The following is a 20,163-nucleotide window of genomic DNA, read 5'->3' as shown; positions in this document are numbered from 1 at the left end:
TTTTGAATACTGAAAATAACTACTTTTAATTCGCAAAACTAAATCGTGAATAAGTAGATTTAATTATGTTTACCGATCAATTTCACTGCTAACTTAAATAAAAATTACTTGTATTAGTAGCAAGTAACTTGATAAAGCTTCTTATTGTGTTGGTTTATCAAACCCGAAATGCAGATAAGTTCTATTTGTCGCAATACGCCCTCTTGGCGTACGTTGCAAAAATCCTTGCTGAATTAAGTAAGGCTCTAAAACATCTTCGATAGTTTCTTTCTCTTCACCGATTGCAGCCGCTAAGTTATCTAACCCAACAGGTCCACCTTGAAAAGTATCTAAAATGGCCATGAGTAGTTTTCTGTCCATATAATCAAAACCTTGATTATCGACTTCAAGCATATCCAGTGCTTGCTTAGCCACTTCTGCACCAATCACATCTGCTTTTTTAACCTGTGCATAATCGCGTACACGGCGTAGTAAACGATTGGCAATACGTGGTGTACCACGTGAGCGTTTAGCTATTTCAATTGCCCCAGACTCTGCTAAATCTAAATTAAAGTGTTTACCACTACGCAATACAATTTTAGTCAGTGGTTTTAGCTCGTAGTACTCAAGTCGTTGCACAATACCAAAACGGTCACGCAACGGCGACGTTAATGAACCCGCACGCGTGGTTGCGCCAATTAAGGTAAACGGTGGTAAATCCAATTTGATAGAACGCGCAGCGGGTCCTTCACCAATCATAATATCAAGCTGATAATCTTCCATCGCAGGGTATAAGATCTCTTCTACTATTGGGCTTAAACGATGAATTTCATCGATAAACAGTACATCGTTCTCTTCAAGGTTGGTTAATAGCGCAGCTAAATCTCCCGCCTTTTCAAGAATAGGCCCCGAGGTAGTTTTAATATTCACCTCTAACTCATTGGCAACGATATGAGAAAGCGTGGTTTTACCAAGTCCGGGTGGTCCAAAAATAAGTAGATGATCTAATGCTTCACTACGCTGGCGCGCTGCTTCAATGAAGATCTCCATCTGTTTATTAACCTGAGGTTGCCCCTCATAATCAGCTAATAATTTAGGACGAATAGCACGATCAATAAAACTATCGTCTAGCTTCTGTGTCCCTGATATAAGGCGATCTTCTTCAATCATTTAGTTACCTTTGAATACTTATTTGAATTTTTAGGGCGCTATTTAAAGCATGCTTTTTAATGAACTTCTAATCAACGCTTCACAATCCATGCCTGGTTTATTAACCAACTTAATTGCTTTTTCTGCACTCGCAGGTTTGTAACCTAAAGCCACTAATGCACTGATCGCTTCATCAACCGCATTGCCGCCAATAAAGGTATTTTCTAAGCCATTTTCAAAAGCCATTTTATCCGCTTCTGGGGTTAATAGATCGGCACCAACCCAGTTTTTTAGTCGGTCTTTCATCTCAACAACTAAACGTTCTGCCGTTTTTTTACCAACACCGGGTAATTTAACCAGACTACTCACCGCATCGTTATGAATGCATTGTACAAACTGATTAGCAGACATACCTGAAAGAATGGCCAACGCGAGTTTGGGACCAACACCATTCACTTTAATCAATTCACGGAACATCGCGCGTTCATGTTTATCAGCAAAACCATATAATAATTGCGCATCTTCACGCACCACGAAGTGAGTAAAAATAACCGCTTCTTCGCCAAGTTCTGGTAACGGATAAAAAGAGCTCATCGGCAATTGGATCTCATAACCGACACCTGAAACATCTAACACAACTTCCGGCGGTTGTTTCTCTATTAAAATGCCACGTAATCTTCCAATCATCTTTTAATCCTAACTATTATAAAAATTTAGCGTTTGTGCTAACAAACAAGCCATAAATGCTTAAAGAGCAATCAAATCACGATAGCTTAAGCAGTGTCAGCAAGTATAAAAAAGGACTGACTGTTTATCCAGTGTTATTTAAGCTTTTGTTGGATCTGCTTCTCAAAAGCAAACACTACAATACCAGACCAAATAAACAAGAAGGTGAGCATTTTTCCTAAATCCAGTTCTTCCCCATAAAACAGCACCGCGAATATAAACAGTAATGAAGGCGCTAAGTATTGAAAGAAACCTAATGTGGATAATTTTAAACGCAGCGCGGCTTGACCAAAAAAGATAAGCGGTAATGCGGTAACAACACCTGCAAACATCAGCCAGAAATTCAGTGATAAATCATTTTCTAGCATATTGATATATTCACTATCGGCAATCGCGAACAAATAATATAAAGCAATCGGGGCAACTAATAGCGTTTCGATAAATAACCCCGTTAGCGACTCGACTTTAATTTTTTTACGTATTAATCCATAAAAAGCAAAACTTATCGGTAATACCAATGAAACCCAAGGCAATGACCCAACGGCAATCACCTGCATCAATACACCAACAAATGCTAAGCCAACAGCAACCCACTTAATACGACTTAACGATTCATTTAAAAACACCAGCCCTAACACCACATTAATCATCGGGTTGATAAAATAACCCAGGCTGGCTTCCAACATACGTTCATTCGTCACCGCCCAAATAAATACCATCCAGTTACAGCTGATTAATAGCGTGGTGACCACCAGCAACAGCAACTTTTTAGGGGCGACACATATCTCACGTACATTTTTCCATCTGCCGGTAACGGTAATAATAAAACCTGTCACCAACACTGACCAAACAACACGGTGCGCAAGAATTTCACCGACCGGAATAGCGTCTAAATACTTAAAGTAAATCGGCGCAAAACCCCACATTAGATAAGCACCTAATGCGTAAAATATACCAAGTTGGGTTTCAGTTAATTGCTTCAACGCAAACGACCTCGAACGGTTTTCTTCACTTTACCCGCCATCGCAACAAGCGATTGCGCAGTATGAGCATGACAAATAGCAACCGCTAAACCATCGGCAGCATCCGCTTGTGGTGTACCATCAAGTTGTAATATCTGTTTTACCATTTTTTGTACTTGATCTTTAGTCGCCGCGCCCGTACCAACAACCGCTTGTTTTATCTGTCTTGCAGAGTACTCACAAACATACAGATCCGCTTGTGTTGCCGCGACAATCGCAGCGCCACGTGCTTGACCTAACTTCAATGCTGAATCAGGGTTTTTAGCCATAAAGACTTGCTCAATACCAAACTCAGTCGGTTGATATTGTTTGATAATTTCACTAATACCATTAAAAATCATATCTAATTTAGGGGCTAACGTATCACCTTTGGTACGAATACAACCGCTGCCAAGATAGATACACTTATTACCTTTTTGCTCAATAATGCCATAACCGGTAATTCGAGACCCGGGATCAATACCTAGAATAATGCTCACAAAAATAACACCTTAGGTGGGATAATAAAAAAAAATACACTATACGCCTATTCACTGCTTTTATCGCTAGCTGTTTTGGCTAAAAAGCGCTTGGGTAAAATATCTTGGCTGACACCTGACGCCATCACAAAATCAATAAAAGCACTCGCAATGGGTGATAAATGTTTACTCTCGTGGTGAACAATGTACCAGCTCCTGATCAATGGGAAACCAACAACATCTAACTCCACTAAAGAATTCGTTGCAAGCTCAAGCGAAACACTGTGTCGTGAGGTAGCAGATAAGCCTAAATCAGCCATCACAGCCTGTTTAATTGTTTCACTATTACCCAATGTCATATTTACCTGCAGATTAACCCCTTTACCGACTAAAAACTCCTCTAGTAGTTTACGCGTACCTGAGCCTTTTTCTCGGTGAATGAAGGCATATTCAGAAAGTTCTGTTAACGCGATATTTTTTTTCTTGGCTAGGGGGTGATCAGGACTCGCTATCAGGATAATTGGATTATCAACGAAAGGATAACGTGCCAGTGGCATCATTTCAGGTAACAGCCCCATAATCACCAAATCATCTCTATTTTCCTGTAAGCGTTGAATAATTTGCTCTCGATTTACAATATCTAAATGGAAAATCACCTTCGGATATTTTTTATGAAAAGCGCCTAACAGGTGTGGTGTAAAGTATTTTGCACTAGTCACCGCAGAAAGATAAAAATCCCCTTCAAGCTCTCCTTTTAACGCACTAAGGCTCATATCCATATTTTCAAAACGGGTAAATATATCATCACTAAATACCTGTAATTTTTTACCGGCGGGTGTTAAATACAAACTTTTGCCCACTTTCTCAAACAGTTTAATACCCAAATTACCTTCCAGCTGTTTAATCTGAATGCTCACAGCGGGTTGGGTTAAACCTAGCACCTCTCCTGCTTTGGTAAAGTTCATTGTATTCGCAACTTGTTTAAATACTTTTAGTTGGTGTAATGTGGCGCGCATTAAGTATTTCTCCGCTTGCTCATTGTCATTTATATTGCTTTATATGATTGATAAATCGAATGAATGAGCTTTAACTATAAAAATTATTTATGGTTAAAATAATATAGTTTAATTATTATTAATACAACAAATGCACTATGATGAAGCAACTAAAGACTAAAGGAATAAAATATGCCAGCAACTGACAAGCTACTCGCAGGTTACCAACGCTTTCGCGAAGGTTATTACCAAGAGCATAAAGAGCAACTTGTAAAGCTCGCTAAGGAAGGGCAAGCCCCTAAAATTGCACTGATTAGCTGTTCTGATTCGCGCGTTGAGCCAAGTGTCATTCTTGACTGTGATCCTGGGGATCTTTTTGTGATTCGAAATGTGGCTAACCTAGTGCCACCTTGTGAAAGTAATGACAGTTTACACGGTACAAGCGCCGCATTAGAGTTTGCAGTCACCGGTTTAGAAGTAGAAAGTATTGTTGTACTGGGACACACTCAGTGCGGTGGTATTAAAGCATTAATGGATACCCCCGCTTCAAACTCTTCAGATACTTTTATCGGCAAATGGATGCACCAATTAGAAAGCGTGCGTCATGAAATTCTGTGTGATGAGAGCATTGAAGATCAAGATGAGCGTTATAACTGCTGCGAGCGTAAAGGTATTAAACACTCCCTAGAAAACCTAATGACTTTCCCATGGGTAAAAGAGCGCGTTGAAAACGGCACACTGAAATTACATGGATGGCGTTACGATTTAAGTAGATCGCTGCTTTGTGAAATGGATACTGAGACCGGTGAGTTTATTAGAGTTAATTAAACTTATTCGTTTGACAGATAAATAAAAAAAGGGAAATAGTTAATCACTATTTCCCTTTTTTAGTTAAGACGGTTTATTAATCCAAACTGATTAATTAGTCTTCTTTTTTCTCTTCCACAACCACTGCAATGTTTAATTCAGCAAGTGCTGCAGGGTTAGCAAAACCAGGTGCGTTAGTTAACGGACAAGCTGCTGACGCTGTTTTCGGGAAAGCAATAACTTCACGAATTGAGCTTGTGCCAGTCATTAGCATTACTAGGCGATCTAGACCAAATGCTAAACCTGCATGTGGTGGAGCACCAAATTGTAGTGCTTCTAATAGGAAACCAAATTTATCTTTAGCTTCTTCATCAGAGATATTTAAGATGCGGAAAATAGCTGCTTGCATATCTTGTTTATGAATACGTACAGAACCACCGCCTAATTCACAGCCGTTTAATACCATATCGTATGCATCAGAAATTGCGCCAACAGGGCTTGCTTCTAATTCTTCAGCCGTTAGATTAATCGGTGCTGTGAATGGGTGATGTAGTGGCGTTAATGCACCATCTTCTAATGGTTCAAACATTGGGAATTCGATAACCCAAAGTGGTTTCCATTCATCTTTCACAAGACCAAGATCTTCAGCTACTTTCAGTCGTAGTGCGCCAATTGCTTCAGAAACAACGTTGGCTTTATCAGCACCAAATAGGATGATATCGCCATCTTGTGCGTTAGTACGTTTAAGCAGTTCAGCAACAATCTCTTCATTTAAGAATTTAGCGATTGGAGATTGAACACCTTCAAGGCCTTTAGCCGCTTCGTTTACTTTCATCCATGCTAAACCTTTAGCACCATAGATGTTGACGTATTTACCGTATTCATCGATGTTTTTACGAGAAAGCTTAGCGCCACCAGGTACACAGATAACGGCAACACGGCTATCTGCATCATTTGCAGGACCAGAGAATACGTTAAATTCAACTTCTTTTAATAAGTCAGCAACGTCAACTAGCTCAAAATCGATACGTAAATCTGGCTTATCGCTACCAAAACGACGCATCGCTTCTGCGTAAGTCATTTTAGGGAAAGTACCTAAATCAACGTCTAACATTTTTTGGAAAAGTTTAACGATCATCTCTTCCGTTTTATCCATTACCTGTTCACCAGTCATGAATGATGTTTCGATATCGATTTGTGTAAATTCAGGCTGACGGTCAGCACGTAAATCTTCATCACGGAAACATTTAACGATTTGGTAGTATTTATCCATACCCGACATCATTAACAGTTGTTTAAATAACTGTGGAGATTGTGGTAATGCGAAGAACTGACCTTTGTTAGTACGGCTTGGTACTAAGTAATCGCGTGCACCTTCTGGTGTTGCTTTCGTTAAGATTGGCGTTTCAACGTCTAAGAAACCTTCATCATCTAAGAAACGACGTACAAAGCTACTTACTTTTGAACGAAATACCATACGCTCAGCCATTTCAGGGCGACGTAGGTCTAAGTAACGGTAACGTAAACGTTGCTCTTCAGAGTTCTTTTGGTTGCTATCTAGCGGTGAAGGTTCAGCTCGGTTTAAAATTTCAAGTTCAAGACCGCGAATTTCAATGCCACCAGTGGTCATATCTTTATTCGTTTGACCTTCAGGACGCGCGCGCACTTGTCCTTTTAATTTTACACAGAATTCATTACGTACTGTTGCAGCAATTGCAGTTGCTTCTGGAGTGTCAGCATCAAAAAATACTTGTACGATACCTTCACGATCACGTAAATCTAAGAATGTTACGCCACCTAAATCACGTTGTTTATTGATCCAACCTACTAATTCTATCTCTTGACCGATATTTGTTTCAGTCACTTCACCACAATACATTGTGCGCATCATCGATTCCTGTTGTTAATCGTATATAAATAATGCGGCTATTATAAAAGAAAAAAATGACCACTACACTTTATTTAAGTAAAATACGCCTTCAAATTTACGCGTGAGAATAAAAATGGCTCAAACAGACAATATTTATAATAAACCACTCGATAAAGTAGCGGGTTTCACTTTTGATGAGCAGGTTGTTCAAGTGTTTCCTGATATGATCAAACGATCCGTGCCGGGTTATGAAAAAATGATCGCCACTATTGCAATGCTCACGGAACGGTCTGCGCAAAATAATACGAATTTATATGACTTAGGTTGCTCACTGGGTGCTGCAACACTTTCAATGCGTAGTGCATTAAAAGAAAAAACCGGTTGTCAGATTATTGCAGTTGATAACTCAGAGGCGATGGTAAAACGTTGTACTGAAACTATTCAAGCTTATCGTTCAGAAACCCCGGTAACAGTTTTACAAGATGATATCTGTAATATCAACATCGAGAATGCTTCGGTTGTGGTGCTTAACTTTACCCTGCAATTCTTAACCCCTGAAAAACGCCTTGAGCTATTAACCAATATCTATAACGGGTTATTACCAGGTGGTATTTTAGTGCTTTCTGAAAAATTCGTATTTGAAGATAAGCTTAGCCACCAGCTCTTGATCGACCTGCATTTAGACTTTAAACGTAATAACGGTTACAGCGAATTAGAGATCAGCCAAAAGCGTTCATCCCTTGAAAACGTACTGATTGCAGATACTGTTGAGCAGCATTACCAACGTTTGCAAACAGCGGGTTTTAAGCACAACAATTTATGGTATCAATGCTTTAACTTCGGCTCAATTATTAGTATTAAAGACTAGGCAACACTATGATCAATTTCAGTAATTTTTATAGCACTATCGCGAAAAACCGCTTAAGCCACTGGTTACGTATTTTACCAACGCAACTACATGAATGGGAAAATACCCATGTGCATGGAAAAATGGCGAGCTGGATCCGCGTATTAAACAAATTCCCAGCAATCAAAACCGAGAATATCGAGCTTAAAGAGCGTGTTGAGATTGGCTCTGCAGATGAGATTTCAGTAGGCGAAACTAAAAAACTAGAAAACCTACTACAAAAATTCCACCCATGGCGTAAAGGCCCATTTCATATTCACGGCGTACATATCGATACAGAATGGCGCAGTGATTGGAAATGGGATCGTGTATTACCGCATATCAGCCCACTTAAATATCGTTATGTATTAGATGTTGGCTGTGGCAGTGGCTACCATATGTGGCGTATGCGTGGTGAAGGAGCAGAATTTGTTGTTGGTATCGACCCAAGTGATCTATTTTTATGTCAATTTGAAGCGGTACGTCACTTTGCGAATAAAGACCAAAATGTAAATTTACTGCCATTGGGTATTCAAGAACTACCAAAACTAGAAGCTTTTGATACGGTATTTTCAATGGGCGTGTTGTATCACCGTAAATCACCAATGGATCATATTACTCAGCTACAAGACCAGTTGGTAGAAGGTGGCGAACTGGTATTAGAAACTCTGGTCATTGCAGGCGACAAAGATGATGTATTAGTACCGCAAGACCGTTACGCTAAAATGCGCAACATCTGGTTTTTACCCAGTGCTGAAGCGTTAAAGTTATGGGTAGAAAAATGTGGGTTTGAAGAGGTACGCATCGCCGACATTAACGATACCTTAACCGGTGAACAACGCAGCACGGCTTGGATGACCAATGAATCGTTAGAGGATTACTTAGATCCGAACGATCCGACTAAAACAGTTGAAGGCCACCCAGCCCCTAAACGTGCATTATTAATCGCCAAAAAAGCCGTTAAACCGGTTAGTTAATAAGACCATTCCTATTTAAGCCTTGTTATCAAATTTATGTTGATAACAAGGTTTTTTAAATGCGTCTCGATGATTTTGAATCCGTTTAGCGCTTACTTCCTTTATCCCATGACGACCTACCTGCATCAATAAAACATATCCCACATATTAGCGATATCTATTTTCTATCTACTTAGGTCAAGTAAAAAATATTTAGTAAGCCATTTATTGACCTATTGACCTAAAGTTGATCGAAACAGGTAGATCACAATTCTTTAACTACATATAATCCGCGCGAAATTCAAATATTTCTTAATTTGAAGAAATTCATACATTTCCAACTAAGGGTTAAATCAACATGCTTGAAAAATTGTTTAAACTTAGCGAACATAATACGTCGCTAAAAACGGAGGTTATTGCAGGTTTCACTACCTTTTTAACCATGGCTTATATCATCTTTGTAAACCCATCGATGTTATCAGCTACTGAGATGGATCCAGGAGCAGTTTTTGTAGCGACCTGTTTAGCCGCAGCCATTGGCTGTTTCATTATGGGCTTTTACGCTAATTACCCGGTTGCACTTGCACCAGGCATGGGCTTAAACGCTTTCTTCACTTACGTCGTTGTACTCGATATGGGTTACACATGGCAAGTAGCATTAGGTGCCGTATTCCTTTCTGGTATCTGTTTCACGTTACTCAGTCTATTTAAGATTCGTGAGTGGATCATCAACTCTATTCCACTACCAATGCGTAAAGGTATCGCTGCGGGTATCGGTCTTTTCCTTGCATTAATTGCACTTAAAAACGCCGGTATTGTTGTTCAGAACCCAGCGACATTAGTATCACTAGGTGATCTAACTAAATTACCTGCTGCACTGGCTTCACTTGGTTTCTTCCTGATTATTGCCCTTGCGCATTACCGTATTAAAGGTGGTGTGATGATTGCAATATTAGTGGTTACTGCAATCGGTATTATTTTAGGCGATGTGCAATACGCAGGCATTATTTCAATGCCGCCAAGCGTTGCGCCAACATTCATGCAGATGGATATCGCGGGTGCATTTAACGTGGGCATGATCAGTGTTATTTTTGCCTTCCTGTTTGTGGATCTGTTTGATACCTCAGGTACGTTAATTGCTGTTGCAGATAAAGCAAAGTTACTGGATAAAGACGGTAATTTACCACGTTTAAACCGTGCGTTATTAGCAGATAGTGGCGCGTCAATTGCGGGTTCAATGTTAGGTACTTCTACAACAACCAGTTACATCGAAAGTGTTGCTGGTGTTGCTGAAGGCGGTCGTACTGGTTTAACTGCTGTTGTTGTTGGTTTACTGTTCCTATTAGCGCTGTTCTTTGCGCCACTTGCAGGTATGGTTCCAGCTTACGCAACAGCTGGCGCACTACTTTATGTTGCAGTATTGATGGTGGGTGGTCTAAAAGACATTAACTGGGATGACATTACAGAAGCGGCACCCGTTGTTGTTGTTGCGATTATGATGCCACTTACTTTCTCTATCGCGAATGGTATTGCAATCGGTTTCATCACTTTTGCTGCAATTAAAGTGTTCAGTGGTAAATCGAAAGAGTTAAGCGCAAGCGTTTGGTTCTTAGCGGTATTATTCCTAGCTAAGTTAATCTTCTTTCCTGGCTAGAAAATAGCTATCACTTATTAGCTGTCAGCTATCAGCAAAGAAAGGGCTGCTTTATGAAAATAAAGCAGCCCTTTTTATAATGAAAATGAATTTATTTCGCCCTTAACTGACTGCTAAATACTTTCAGCTTTTATATTTTCTGCCACCAGCGCGACTAAACTTTTACGTGCTTCGCTGCTTGCCCAAGCAGTATGTGGTGTTAACACTAAACGGTGTTGCTGTTTAATATCAAAGTATGGGTGATCTTTTTGCATCGGCTCTACCGCTAATACATCACTGCCATGGTAAATATCTTGTTCATCTAATGACTTTGCCATCGCCTGTTCATCAATAATACCGCCACGGCCAAGGTTTAACATAATGGCACCGGGTTTTAATAACGCTAATGCTTGTGCATCGATTAAGTCTTGAGTCTGTTCATTGAGTGGGGCATGAATCGTGATGATGTCACATTGTGAAAGTAACGTTTTAAAATCAACCTGCTGATAATCAGCTTGGTTATTTTGACCAGAGGTAGAGAAGTAACAAACCTCACAACCAAATGCAGTGGCTAACTCAGCAACCCGTCTTCCTATTCCTCCGAGCCCTATAATTCCCCAACGTTTACTTTTTATCTCCGTGAACGGGCGACTGATATGGGTGAAGTTAGGACTGTCACACCACTTTTTCTCCATCACATAGTGATCATAGTAGCGTTGCTGATGTAATAGCTGAAACAGCATGGCAAAGGTGGCTTGGGCAACACTTTCTGTAGAATACCCAGACACATTTTTGACGCTTACATTGGCTTTTTTAGCAGCGACTAAGTCCACATTATTCATCCCCGTCGCAGCAATACAGATAAGTTTAAGTTGTGGATTCGCACTTATGATCGCTTCATCAATGACCACTTTATTGGTAATGATAATGTCATTATCAGCAATATGCTGTAAACATTGATCCGGTTCCGTAGCGTCATAACGGGTAAACTCTCCTAATGTAGCAAACTCAGAGAGATCACTGTCCCCAAGCGTTAATGCATCTAATAACACAATTTTCATTTTTTCTCCGTTATTTACAAAAAGTTATATTTACAAGAAAGCAGTTCAACACTACCTTTTAGATGTTAGATTAAAAGGTCTTTTATGAAAAAAGTCACACCCAATATTACGCTAAAATTTATCAGCATCATGTTACTTTCATTGATTGTATTAATGGCGAGTGCTCAGATCATCAGTATGCTTAAAATAAAGTCTGATGTATTGAAAATTGAAACGTTATGGGAGGAAGTGCAAGTTGAGCAATCTGAAAAATTACGTTTAGAAAATTCCATTCGCCGATTTTTGGGATTCGGCGGCATGATCCATAAACTAAAAAATGCGATTTTGAACGATAACATTGATCAACTCGAGAGCATTAAGTCAGACTTACAAAGCATTGATAGCATCATTCAACTCTACAATTCATTTCAACTATCCGATACTGAGCGCGATGCCCTCAAAGACATTGCAGCGGTAGTGAAACAGTATCAAGATAACTGCGATAAGTTACTTTCACTTTTTAAACAAAATGCTCCCCAGCATAAACTCGACCAATTTATGCGCATTAATAACGATTCTGCATTACGTGGCCTAGCGGTATTAGAAAAATATAATCGCAACTTCGTCACTCAAAATGGGGAAAAGCAAACATCCTCTCCCGACAAGTTTATATTACTGACCGATTTAGTCGCAAAGCTTGGTTACGGAGGATTAATTCATCATATTAAAAATTATCAATTAAGAGCTGATAGCTATTATGCCAATGCGGCACAAGAGAGCCTCGATGAAGTTCGTGTGATAGTAGAAAAATACTTACAGCAGGTACTCACCGTTGACGAAAAAAGAGTATTAAACAATTTAGTCGACAGTACTGACTTCTATCAGCAACGGTTAAAGCAATTAACTCAACCCAATCAACAGGTCGAACAAAAAAATGTTTTAGCGTTAAACAGTATCAATAGAAAAATAATCAATGCAATAGAAGTATTAAACCAACATATTGAGATTGAACTACGCAGTAAAACCGCTGAAGTAGGGGAAAAAATTCACCATATTCAAAGCAGCATAGATAACCTCATCAAAGCAATTATCGTAATTAGTATATTAAGCCTGCTTGCTTTTGCTTATGTGATGTTTATAAAAGTCATCATCCCTCTACAGAAAATCACCGTTTCAATGGTATTGCTCGCCCGACAACGACATAAAAAATCAATTAATATAGGTATAAATCAAACTCTTGAAATACAACAAATAATTCGCTCTATGCGTATTTTCAAGAAAAATGAAAGTAAACGCCGCCATATTGCCAAATCGTTAATCCAAATGAACAAAACAACCTTAAAGCAGCTCGCAGAGATTACCGTGCTACAAAATAAAAGTGAGCAAAAAACCGAGCAAGCATTGACACTCGCCAGTCACCTTATCGAATTACAAAAAAGTGCAGAAATTGATCGTAACAATGCTCTGGATAACCAAAGTCGCGTCAATATGATCCTTAACACGGTACATGATGCGATCATCACAACCAACAAACAGGGGATCATTGAAAGTATCAATACAGCAACTGAATTAATGTTTGGCTATCGTGAAGCTCAGTTGATAGGGAAAAACATTACCCTATTAATGCCAACAGATATCGCAGCACGACACCCTAAGATAATGGAAGATTTCAATAATCAGAAGTCACCGAGGGTAGATAAAAGCAGTCGTGAGCAAGATGTCAAACATGCAAATGGCACATTATTTCCTGTAGAAATTTTCCTCGGTCAGTCTGAATTTAATCATGAGATTAATTACACCGCTATTATTCGTGATATCACACAACGTAAAAAAGATGAGCAAGCAATTCAACATTTAATATTAACCGACCCACTGACTGACCTTGCTAACCGTCGCCATTTTAATCAAGCACTAAAACGCTCGATTGAAGGTAAGAAACGGTTACAATTAAGCGTTGGATTGTTAATTATTGATCTTGATAATTTTAAGCCGATTAATGATACCTACGGGCATAATGTTGGCGATAAAGTGTTGCAACTGGTTTCTAGACGACTCGAAAAGGTCACACGTAATGTTGACTTAATCGCCCGCTTAGGCGGCGATGAATTTGCGATTATCTTAAACAGTGTAGATGGACAGTTTGATCCCATCACCCCAGCGAAGAAAATTCTACAAGTACTCTCTAAACCAATGAATATTGATGATCAAGTCATGAAAATAGGTGCAACAATAGGTATTGCTATCTCACCACAGGATGGCGTGACCGAAGAAGAGTTTGTTAACCATGCCGACAAAGCCCTCTACAAAGCCAAAAGCCTCGGTAAGGGGCAATATTGCTTATATCAAGACCTTGATCAACATGAGAAATAAGACAGCTGAAAGGCTCAGCTGTCAGTTACTTATTTAAGCCTTGATGCTTTTAATCATATCTAACGCCACAGCTTCAGCAATTTTAATACCATCGATACCAGCGGATAAAATACCACCGGCATATCCAGCACCTTCACCACCAGGGTATAAACCTTTGGTGTTTAAACTTTGGAAATCGTTACCACGTTTTATTTGTACAGGAGAAGAAGTACGCGTTTCAACCCCTGTCAGCATTGCATCTTTACTATCAAAACCACGGATTTTCTTAGCAAAAGCAGGAATCGCTTCACGCAGCGCATCAATGGCAAAATCCGGTAACGCAGGCGATAAATCAGTCATTTTTACATTAGGTTTGTAAGAAGGCTCAACGTTTTCAAAGGGTTTACCTTGACCCGCATTTAAGAAGTCACCTACCATTTGTGCCGGTGCATCGTAGTTACTGCCACCCATCACATAAGCATTACGCTCAAGTTTGCGTTGTAATTCGATACCTTGCAGCGGATCATTATCGAAATCACTTGGGTTAATACCCACGACAATCGCACTGTTAGCATTACGCTCACTACGTGAGTATTGACTCATACCATTAGTAACAACCGCATGCTCTTCAGAGGTTGCTGCAACAACAACACCACCCGGACACATACAGAAGCTATAAACACTTCGACCATTTTTACAGTGATGTACCAATTTGTAATCAGCTGCACCTAAAATTGGGTGACCGGCATTAATACCAAAGCGACATTTATCGATCATCTCTTGTTTATGCTCGATACGGAAACCAATCGAGAATGACTGTGCTTCTAACTGTACCCCTTTATCATGTAACATTTGCACCGTATCACGTGCACTGTGGCCAATTGCTAACGTAACATGTTTAGAGTTAATCACTTCACCACCGTTTAGCGTAACACCTGTCACTTGACGATTTTCGCCCTCACCTTCAACATTGATCTCTTCTACGCGTGTTTCAAAGCGAATTTCACCACCGAGTTCGATGATTTTACGGCGCATTTTCTCGACCATAGTCACTAACTTATAAGTACCAATGTGTGGTTTGCTGACATAAATAATTTCTGCTGGCGCACCTGCAGCAACAAACTCTTGTTTTACTTTAAGGCCTAGAAAACCCGGATCTTTCACTTGGCTATAAAGTTTACCATCAGAGAAAGTGCCCGCGCCACCTTCACCAAATTGCACGTTTGATTCCGTATTTAGTTCGCTTGTACGCCAAAAACGGAAGGTATCTTTAGCACGTTCATGTACCGACTTGCCACGTTCTAAAATGATTGGCTTGAAGCCCATTTGCGCAAGGATTAAACCAACAAACAAACCACAAGGTCCCATGCCGATGACAATTGGACGCTCATTTAAATCAGCTGGTGCTTGAGTGACATATTTGTAATCAGTATCTGGTGAAACACGAATATTTTGATCTTTTTCAAGGGCACTTAGAATAGCCGCTTCATCCACGTTTTGCAGAGTTACATCAAGAGTGTAGATAAGCGTAATTACATTACGTTTACGTGCATCATAACCACGCTTAAATACGTGGATATCAACCAGTTGTTGTTCAGATATGTTTAGCTTGTCTAATACAAACTGTTGTAGCGCATCTTCACTATGATCTAACGGTAATTTAACTTGGTTGAGACGTATCATGCTTCACCTGCTCACTATATAAAAAATCGCCTAAAAAACAGGCTTAAAAAATAAGCGCGTAGTGTACGTGATCTATCACTAAATTGAAATTAACGAATCGTAATACAGTGAAAAGCTGACTTTAAATTTATAGTCCGGCAACGACATCATCTTTGTTTAGGTGAAATTATAAAATCAACAGAAACAAAAAAACCAGCCGAAGCTGGTTTTTAAACGTCACAGAGTAGTTTCTTAATTAACGCTTAGAAAGTACTTTCATTACAGCAATAACAGCAATAAAAGCAAGGCTTGAAGCAGCTAATGCGGTTAATAAAGAGCTAGTGAAACCAATCACGACAAAACCAATCATCGAAACAGCAGCCATCGACAGCGCATAGGGTAGCTGTGTTGCCACATGGTCAATATGCTTACAACGTGCCCCCGTTGATGACAGGATGGTAGTATCTGAAATAGGTGAACAGTGATCGCCAAATACAGAACCTGCTAATACAGCGCTTAGCATTGGCAGCATAAGTGCTAAATCAGTTGCGCCCGCTAAATCTCCAGCAATAGGTAACATAATACCAAAGGTGCCCCAAGAGGTACCCGTTGAAAATGCCATTAAACCAGATAATACAAACAGGATAACCGGTAACCAATGTAGACCGATATTACCTTGCACAAGGCTTGATAAGTAAGCACCCGTTTTCATATCACCAATCACAGAGCCGATAGACCAAGCAAAGAATAGAATGATAATCGCACCAAACATCGATTTAGCGCCAATCCAAGCGGCAAAACCAATCTCTTTCAACGGTAATTTCTGCTTGAACGTCGTCGTTAATGTCACCAATAAACCAACGATTCCACCGTAGACTAGTGAAGAACCGACATCGGTATTTTCAAATGAACCTAACACAGAGAATGGCAACTCACTTGCTGCAAGTGATTGAGCACCTGAGTAGATCATGAAAAATAGTGTGCCTGCAATTAATGCAACAATTGGGTAGATTAAATCACTTACCTTACCTTTTTCACTTTCTGTAATGCCTAACTCATCATGTAAGTCAGCAGCATCTTGATCGCCAGCATGAACTGAACCTTTACTTTCGGCTTCAATCTCATGTTGCTTCATCGGACCAACATCAAGTTTAAAGTAGATAACGGCAAATACCATTAATAGCGTGAATATCGCATAGAAGTTCATCGGAATTAGTGCCATATACGCACCTAACGGTGAATAATCATTGATGCCATGGCTTACTAGAATGCCTGCAATAATCGTCATGATGTAAGCGCCCCAACTTGAAACGGGCATTAAAATACACATCGGTGCAGCAGTCGAATCTAGAATGTATGCTAATTTTGCGCGTGAGACATTGAATCGGTCGGTCACAGGGCGTGAGATAGAACCAACAGCAAGACTGTTGAAGTAATCATCGATAAAGATGAATACGCCTAAAAAAGCTGCTAAAAATGAAGCGCCACGCTTATCTTTAATATGATCCAGTGCCCAATCGGCAAATGCGCGTGTACCACCAGACAAAGTAAGCAAAGCAGTCATCATACCCAATAGTAATAAGAATGCGACAATACTCATATTCCAAGTATTGATACCACCATCTTCCATGATCACGCCTTGCACTGTATTCGCAATATAAGAGATCGCGCTCATCGGAGCAAAGTTAGAAAGTAGTAGTGCGCCCAGGATAATACCAACACCTAGCGACACTAAAACACGGCGTGTAATTATTGCTAATCCCAGTGCAATTATAGCGGGTAGAACCGACAGCGGTGATGCTGCGAAGTCTATCAAAGTCATTTATTTTTACCTTCCTTAATCATAGAAAACCCCAGACTCGTCAATAAGAGGGGTTGTTTTTAACGTAATGCTATAAAACAAAAATTTATTATATGAAGCTTAGTAACAGATATTGTTTAATGAGGTATTCAAAGGGAAGCAAGTTAAACAGATATAAATAATTATTATCTAATGTTTAACATGTTGTAGCTCTCCATCCAGATCTGATCTGGCATGACAGTCTCGCATTTATTAAAAACGACACCAATAGTTAGGTTGACAGCCTAGAACTACTTCGGCATTAACTCCTTTCACTTAGGATCACAGATTGTCGATCTTCTCTAAGTTACTGATAGGTAATGCGCCTCTACTGTAAGAAAAAGGTTACCCATTATTCTTGCGCGGGATTGTAACACGCGACTTTTGAATCAAGTACTCTAATATTTATCTATAAAGCATCAAGCAGAATGGTGAAATTAGCAGTTGATAAACCTCTATCATCGAGGCAAGAAGCTTGTTTAATGAGTGACAGTGTAAACGACGACACATATCGCGCCTGAATATCAGAAGAATAAATACGACAAGAAATAATATGTTATCAACATATATGCGCAATCATAAAAGCACGGTTTTTTATAATATTAAAATAGATAACCGCATTGCATCGTTCATATTGTTTATTCAAAATAAAACACTATAGTAATTAATAAATTATCAACTTAGGATTGAGCTATGCTCTTTAATGATCTTCAAGTGTTTCTAAAGGTAGCAGAATTTCGCAGTATTACCGCCGCAGCGAATAGCCTTGATATGCGCATGGCAACCGCCAGCGCAGCGATTAAACGCGTTGAAAATACGGTCGGTGTCGAGCTATTTGTGCGCACCACACGACAACTCAGGCTTTCACCCGCTGGAGAACGTTATCTGCCGCAATGCAAGCAAGCCTTGCAACTGCTTGATGATGCTAAACAAAACCTACAAGAAGATCTAGATGAACTACGTGGTGAGGTTCGTATTGCACTTTCATCGGATCTCGGACGAAATGTGGTCACACCATGGTTAGATGAGTTTTTAGATCATTATCCTAATGTAGGGCTGCGCAGTAACATCACCGATAGTAATATTGATTTCTATCGTGACTCGGTGGATATGGCACTACGTTATGGATCGCCAAATGATGCGAATATGTACGGCTTTAAAATTTGTAATGTGCCACGGGTATTATGTGCTTCACCTGAATATCTAAAACAACATGGTACACCTGTACATCCAGAACAATTAAGTGAACATAATGCCCTGTTTTATCAACTCCAAGACATTGTTCAGGATGAATGGCACTTTAGCCAAGAAGATGAAACTTACAAAATAAAGCTAAAAGGTAAACGCGCTTCAAATGATGGTGATTTAGTGCGACGTTGGTGCGTTAACGGTCAAGGCATTGCGATTAAATCATGCCTAGATATGGCCGATGATTTACTCAATAACCGGGTTATTCATGTCATGCCAGAATTTACTCCAACATCCACAGAACTATGGTTAGTTTGTCCAAGTCGTCAATCAATAACGCCAACGGTGCGTTTGTTACGTGATTTCTTCAGAGAGAGAACTAATGAATTGCTATCACAACTGATTGAGCGTGATATCGTTAATAAAAACGCACTGACTAAACATTAACGGTTATTAGCCATTAGTTTAATTTTAACTAATGGCTGACTTGTATTAAGCGATTTGTGTCATTTCATTTAAAGTAAAAATTTCAACAGCACCTTCCGTCGCTTTCATGTATTCAGCAAGGTGTGTGTTGCCCATATGTGTTTGCCATAATTCACGAGAAACCCAGTTTTCGTAAAAAGTAAAATGTGCCGGGTTTTCGTTATCTTGGTGAAGGTCGTAGTTAATGCAACCCTCTTCTGCACGTGTTACGTCAATCAGTTTTAAAAGCTCTGCTTTTACTAATTCAACTTGGTCTGCTTTAGTGATGATGTTTGCGATAATTGTTAATTTGCTCATGGTTAATTTCCTGTTTATATTATTTAAATATGTTGTTTGAATGTGTTATTTAGTTACTTATAAATCGTTTAGTTATTTATAAATCCTGTAGCTACTTTAAAATTGATTTAAGCGATTTGTGTCATTTCGTTTACTGTAAACTCAACAACAGCACCTTCAGTCGCTACCATATAGTCAGCAAGGTGTTGGTTGCCCATGTGTGCTTGCCATAATTCACGTGAAACCCAGTTTTCATAAAACGTAAAATGTGCAGGGTTTTCGTTATCTTGGTGAAGGTCATAGTTAATGCACCCCTCTTCTGCACGTGTTACGTCAATCAGTTTTAAAAGTTCTGCTTTTACTAATTCAACTTGGTCTGCTTTAGTGATGATGTTTGCGATAATGGTTAATTTGCTCATGGTTAATTTCCTCTGCTCTTATTAGATGACTGTTTCAATTTCGAGATAACGACAAACTGTTTGTTGCTGCCTCGTTGCTATGGGTGAATAATAGAGATTCTTTTATCTATTGAAAACAGCCTAAAATTTGAATCATTATCAATTTAAAATTGATCACAGCATTGGTAAGATAAATTGATAAATTAAGTGAAACCCGTCGGGCTAAAGCCATGACCTACAGTTTATCTCGATCTATTCTGTGTCGGTCGTAGCTCGGTCTTTAGGCCGTCAGTTGGGTGAAGCCCGTCGGGCTAAAGCCACGACCTACAATTTATCTCGATCTATTCTGTGTCGACTGTAGATCGGCCTTTAGGCCGTCAGGTGGTCGAAGTCCGACCTGTGCTTATTTGGTTAGAACCGATGTGAAACCCGTCGGGCTAAAG

General features: G+C 39.6%; 17 protein-coding genes and 1 riboswitch. Of the genes, 6 read left to right on the top strand and 11 right to left on the bottom strand.

Features of this window, described 5'->3' with window-relative positions; genetic code table 11:
• Nucleotides 1–141: 141 nt before the first annotated feature.
• The 5 genes from ruvB to QQK09_RS15165 all read right to left on the bottom strand — a co-directional run bounded on the left by ruvB (nucleotide 142) and on the right by QQK09_RS15165 (nucleotide 4,350).
• Nucleotides 142–1,149, bottom strand: coding sequence for a Holliday junction branch migration DNA helicase RuvB (ruvB, locus tag QQK09_RS15185; protein WP_284205008.1), 1,008 nt, complete (start codon nucleotides 1,147–1,149; stop codon nucleotides 142–144).
• Between the two features lie 42 nt (nucleotides 1,150–1,191).
• Nucleotides 1,192–1,815, bottom strand: coding sequence for a Holliday junction branch migration protein RuvA (gene ruvA, locus QQK09_RS15180; RefSeq protein ID WP_284205007.1), 624 nt, complete (start codon nucleotides 1,813–1,815; stop codon nucleotides 1,192–1,194).
• A 134-nt stretch (nucleotides 1,816–1,949) separates the two neighbouring features.
• Nucleotides 1,950–2,837, bottom strand: coding sequence for an EamA family transporter RarD (gene rarD / locus QQK09_RS15175; RefSeq protein WP_284205006.1), 888 nt, complete (start codon nucleotides 2,835–2,837; stop codon nucleotides 1,950–1,952).
• Complete coding sequence (gene ruvC, locus QQK09_RS15170) at nucleotides 2,834–3,355, bottom strand: crossover junction endodeoxyribonuclease RuvC (protein WP_284205005.1); 522 nt, start codon at nucleotides 3,353–3,355, stop codon at nucleotides 2,834–2,836. The genes rarD and ruvC overlap by 4 nt, the downstream gene beginning before the upstream one ends.
• 47 nt (nucleotides 3,356–3,402) lie before the next feature.
• Entirely contained in the window at nucleotides 3,403–4,350 is a 948-nt protein-coding gene (locus QQK09_RS15165; RefSeq protein WP_284205004.1) for a LysR family transcriptional regulator, read from the bottom strand.
• Between the two features lie 171 nt (nucleotides 4,351–4,521).
• Between QQK09_RS15165 and QQK09_RS15160 the strand changes: the two genes are divergently transcribed.
• Entirely contained in the window at nucleotides 4,522–5,157 is a 636-nt protein-coding gene (locus QQK09_RS15160) for a carbonic anhydrase (RefSeq protein ID WP_284205003.1), read from the top strand.
• A gap of 94 nt (nucleotides 5,158–5,251) precedes the next feature.
• On the opposite strand, the gene aspS is transcribed toward QQK09_RS15160, so the two are convergent.
• Nucleotides 5,252–7,024: an aspartate--tRNA ligase gene (gene aspS, locus QQK09_RS15155; RefSeq protein ID WP_284205002.1), complete on the bottom strand. Its 1,773-nt coding sequence runs from the start codon at nucleotides 7,022–7,024 to the stop codon at nucleotides 5,252–5,254.
• Nucleotides 7,025–7,139: 115 nt separating this feature from the next.
• Between aspS and cmoA the strand changes: the two genes are divergently transcribed.
• From cmoA to QQK09_RS15140, 3 genes are all read left to right on the top strand, one after another.
• The gene (gene cmoA / locus QQK09_RS15150; protein WP_284205001.1) at nucleotides 7,140–7,874 is read left to right on the top strand and encodes a carboxy-S-adenosyl-L-methionine synthase CmoA; all 735 of its coding nucleotides are present in this window, start codon (nucleotides 7,140–7,142) and stop codon (nucleotides 7,872–7,874) included.
• Between the two features lie 8 nt (nucleotides 7,875–7,882).
• Nucleotides 7,883–8,869 (top strand): tRNA 5-methoxyuridine(34)/uridine 5-oxyacetic acid(34) synthase CmoB, encoded by a 987-nt coding sequence (gene cmoB / locus QQK09_RS15145; RefSeq protein ID WP_284205000.1) that lies wholly within the window; start codon nucleotides 7,883–7,885, stop codon nucleotides 8,867–8,869.
• A gap of 337 nt (nucleotides 8,870–9,206) precedes the next feature.
• The gene (locus QQK09_RS15140; protein WP_284204999.1) at nucleotides 9,207–10,502 is read left to right on the top strand and encodes an NCS2 family permease; all 1,296 of its coding nucleotides are present in this window, start codon (nucleotides 9,207–9,209) and stop codon (nucleotides 10,500–10,502) included.
• 113 nt (nucleotides 10,503–10,615) lie between these two features.
• On the opposite strand, the gene QQK09_RS15135 is transcribed toward QQK09_RS15140, so the two are convergent.
• Nucleotides 10,616–11,542, bottom strand: a complete 927-nt coding sequence (locus QQK09_RS15135) for a D-2-hydroxyacid dehydrogenase (protein WP_284204998.1) — start codon at nucleotides 11,540–11,542, stop codon at nucleotides 10,616–10,618.
• Nucleotides 11,543–11,626: 84 nt separating this feature from the next.
• Between QQK09_RS15135 and QQK09_RS15130 the strand changes: the two genes are divergently transcribed.
• Nucleotides 11,627–13,891 (top strand): diguanylate cyclase domain-containing protein, encoded by a 2,265-nt coding sequence (locus QQK09_RS15130; RefSeq protein ID WP_284204997.1) that lies wholly within the window; start codon nucleotides 11,627–11,629, stop codon nucleotides 13,889–13,891.
• Nucleotides 13,892–13,924: 33 nt separating this feature from the next.
• On the opposite strand, the gene QQK09_RS15125 is transcribed toward QQK09_RS15130, so the two are convergent.
• On the bottom strand, nucleotides 13,925–15,553 hold the full coding sequence (locus tag QQK09_RS15125; RefSeq protein WP_284204996.1) for an NAD(P)/FAD-dependent oxidoreductase: 1,629 nt from the start codon (nucleotides 15,551–15,553) through the stop codon (nucleotides 13,925–13,927).
• Between the two features lie 235 nt (nucleotides 15,554–15,788).
• On the bottom strand, nucleotides 15,789–17,354 hold the full coding sequence (locus QQK09_RS15120) for a Na+/H+ antiporter NhaC family protein (protein WP_284204995.1): 1,566 nt from the start codon (nucleotides 17,352–17,354) through the stop codon (nucleotides 15,789–15,791).
• Between the two features lie 178 nt (nucleotides 17,355–17,532).
• A riboswitch (Lysine riboswitch) is annotated at nucleotides 17,533–17,711 on the bottom strand.
• Between the two features lie 354 nt (nucleotides 17,712–18,065).
• On the opposite strand from QQK09_RS15120, the gene QQK09_RS15115 reads away from it, so the two are divergent.
• Nucleotides 18,066–19,007, top strand: coding sequence for a LysR family transcriptional regulator (locus QQK09_RS15115; RefSeq protein WP_284204994.1), 942 nt, complete (start codon nucleotides 18,066–18,068; stop codon nucleotides 19,005–19,007).
• Between the two features lie 45 nt (nucleotides 19,008–19,052).
• Here QQK09_RS15115 and QQK09_RS15110 read toward each other — a convergent pair whose 3' ends face one another.
• A complete protein-coding gene (locus tag QQK09_RS15110) occupies nucleotides 19,053–19,343 on the bottom strand; it encodes a putative quinol monooxygenase (RefSeq protein ID WP_284204993.1) in 291 nt (96 codons plus the stop codon).
• A gap of 107 nt (nucleotides 19,344–19,450) precedes the next feature.
• Complete coding sequence (locus tag QQK09_RS15105; protein WP_284204992.1) at nucleotides 19,451–19,741, bottom strand: putative quinol monooxygenase; 291 nt, start codon at nucleotides 19,739–19,741, stop codon at nucleotides 19,451–19,453.
• Nucleotides 19,742–20,163: the final 422 nt, after the last annotated feature.

Origin of the sequence: Psychromonas marina (assembly GCF_030161115.1) — a bacterium.
GTDB classification, from domain to species: domain Bacteria; phylum Pseudomonadota; class Gammaproteobacteria; order Enterobacterales; family Psychromonadaceae; genus Psychromonas; species Psychromonas marina.
This window is presented reverse-complemented; position numbering and strand designations above follow the sequence as displayed.

What these genes read in the sequence shown, in the direction of transcription:
- ruvB (WP_284205008.1), bottom strand. Translation starts at nt 1,149, where the DNA reads ATGATTGAAGAAGATCGCCTTATATCAGGGACACAGAAGCTAGACGAT.
- ruvA (WP_284205007.1), bottom strand. Translation starts at nt 1,815, where the DNA reads ATGATTGGAAGATTACGTGGCATTTTAATAGAGAAACAACCGCCGGAA.
- QQK09_RS15165 (WP_284205004.1), bottom strand. Translation starts at nt 4,350, where the DNA reads ATGCGCGCCACATTACACCAACTAAAAGTATTTAAACAAGTTGCGAAT.
- QQK09_RS15160 (WP_284205003.1), top strand. Translation starts at nt 4,522, where the DNA reads ATGCCAGCAACTGACAAGCTACTCGCAGGTTACCAACGCTTTCGCGAA.
- aspS (WP_284205002.1), bottom strand. Translation starts at nt 7,024, where the DNA reads ATGCGCACAATGTATTGTGGTGAAGTGACTGAAACAAATATCGGTCAA.
- cmoA (WP_284205001.1), top strand. Translation starts at nt 7,140, where the DNA reads ATGGCTCAAACAGACAATATTTATAATAAACCACTCGATAAAGTAGCG.
- cmoB (WP_284205000.1), top strand. Translation starts at nt 7,883, where the DNA reads ATGATCAATTTCAGTAATTTTTATAGCACTATCGCGAAAAACCGCTTA.
- QQK09_RS15140 (WP_284204999.1), top strand. Translation starts at nt 9,207, where the DNA reads ATGCTTGAAAAATTGTTTAAACTTAGCGAACATAATACGTCGCTAAAA.
- QQK09_RS15135 (WP_284204998.1), bottom strand. Translation starts at nt 11,542, where the DNA reads ATGAAAATTGTGTTATTAGATGCATTAACGCTTGGGGACAGTGATCTC.
- QQK09_RS15130 (WP_284204997.1), top strand. Translation starts at nt 11,627, where the DNA reads ATGAAAAAAGTCACACCCAATATTACGCTAAAATTTATCAGCATCATG.
- QQK09_RS15125 (WP_284204996.1), bottom strand. Translation starts at nt 15,553, where the DNA reads ATGATACGTCTCAACCAAGTTAAATTACCGTTAGATCATAGTGAAGAT.
- QQK09_RS15120 (WP_284204995.1), bottom strand. Translation starts at nt 17,354, where the DNA reads ATGACTTTGATAGACTTCGCAGCATCACCGCTGTCGGTTCTACCCGCT.
- QQK09_RS15115 (WP_284204994.1), top strand. Translation starts at nt 18,066, where the DNA reads ATGCTCTTTAATGATCTTCAAGTGTTTCTAAAGGTAGCAGAATTTCGC.
- QQK09_RS15110 (WP_284204993.1), bottom strand. Translation starts at nt 19,343, where the DNA reads ATGAGCAAATTAACAATTATCGCAAACATCATCACTAAAGCAGACCAA.
- QQK09_RS15105 (WP_284204992.1), bottom strand. Translation starts at nt 19,741, where the DNA reads ATGAGCAAATTAACCATTATCGCAAACATCATCACTAAAGCAGACCAA.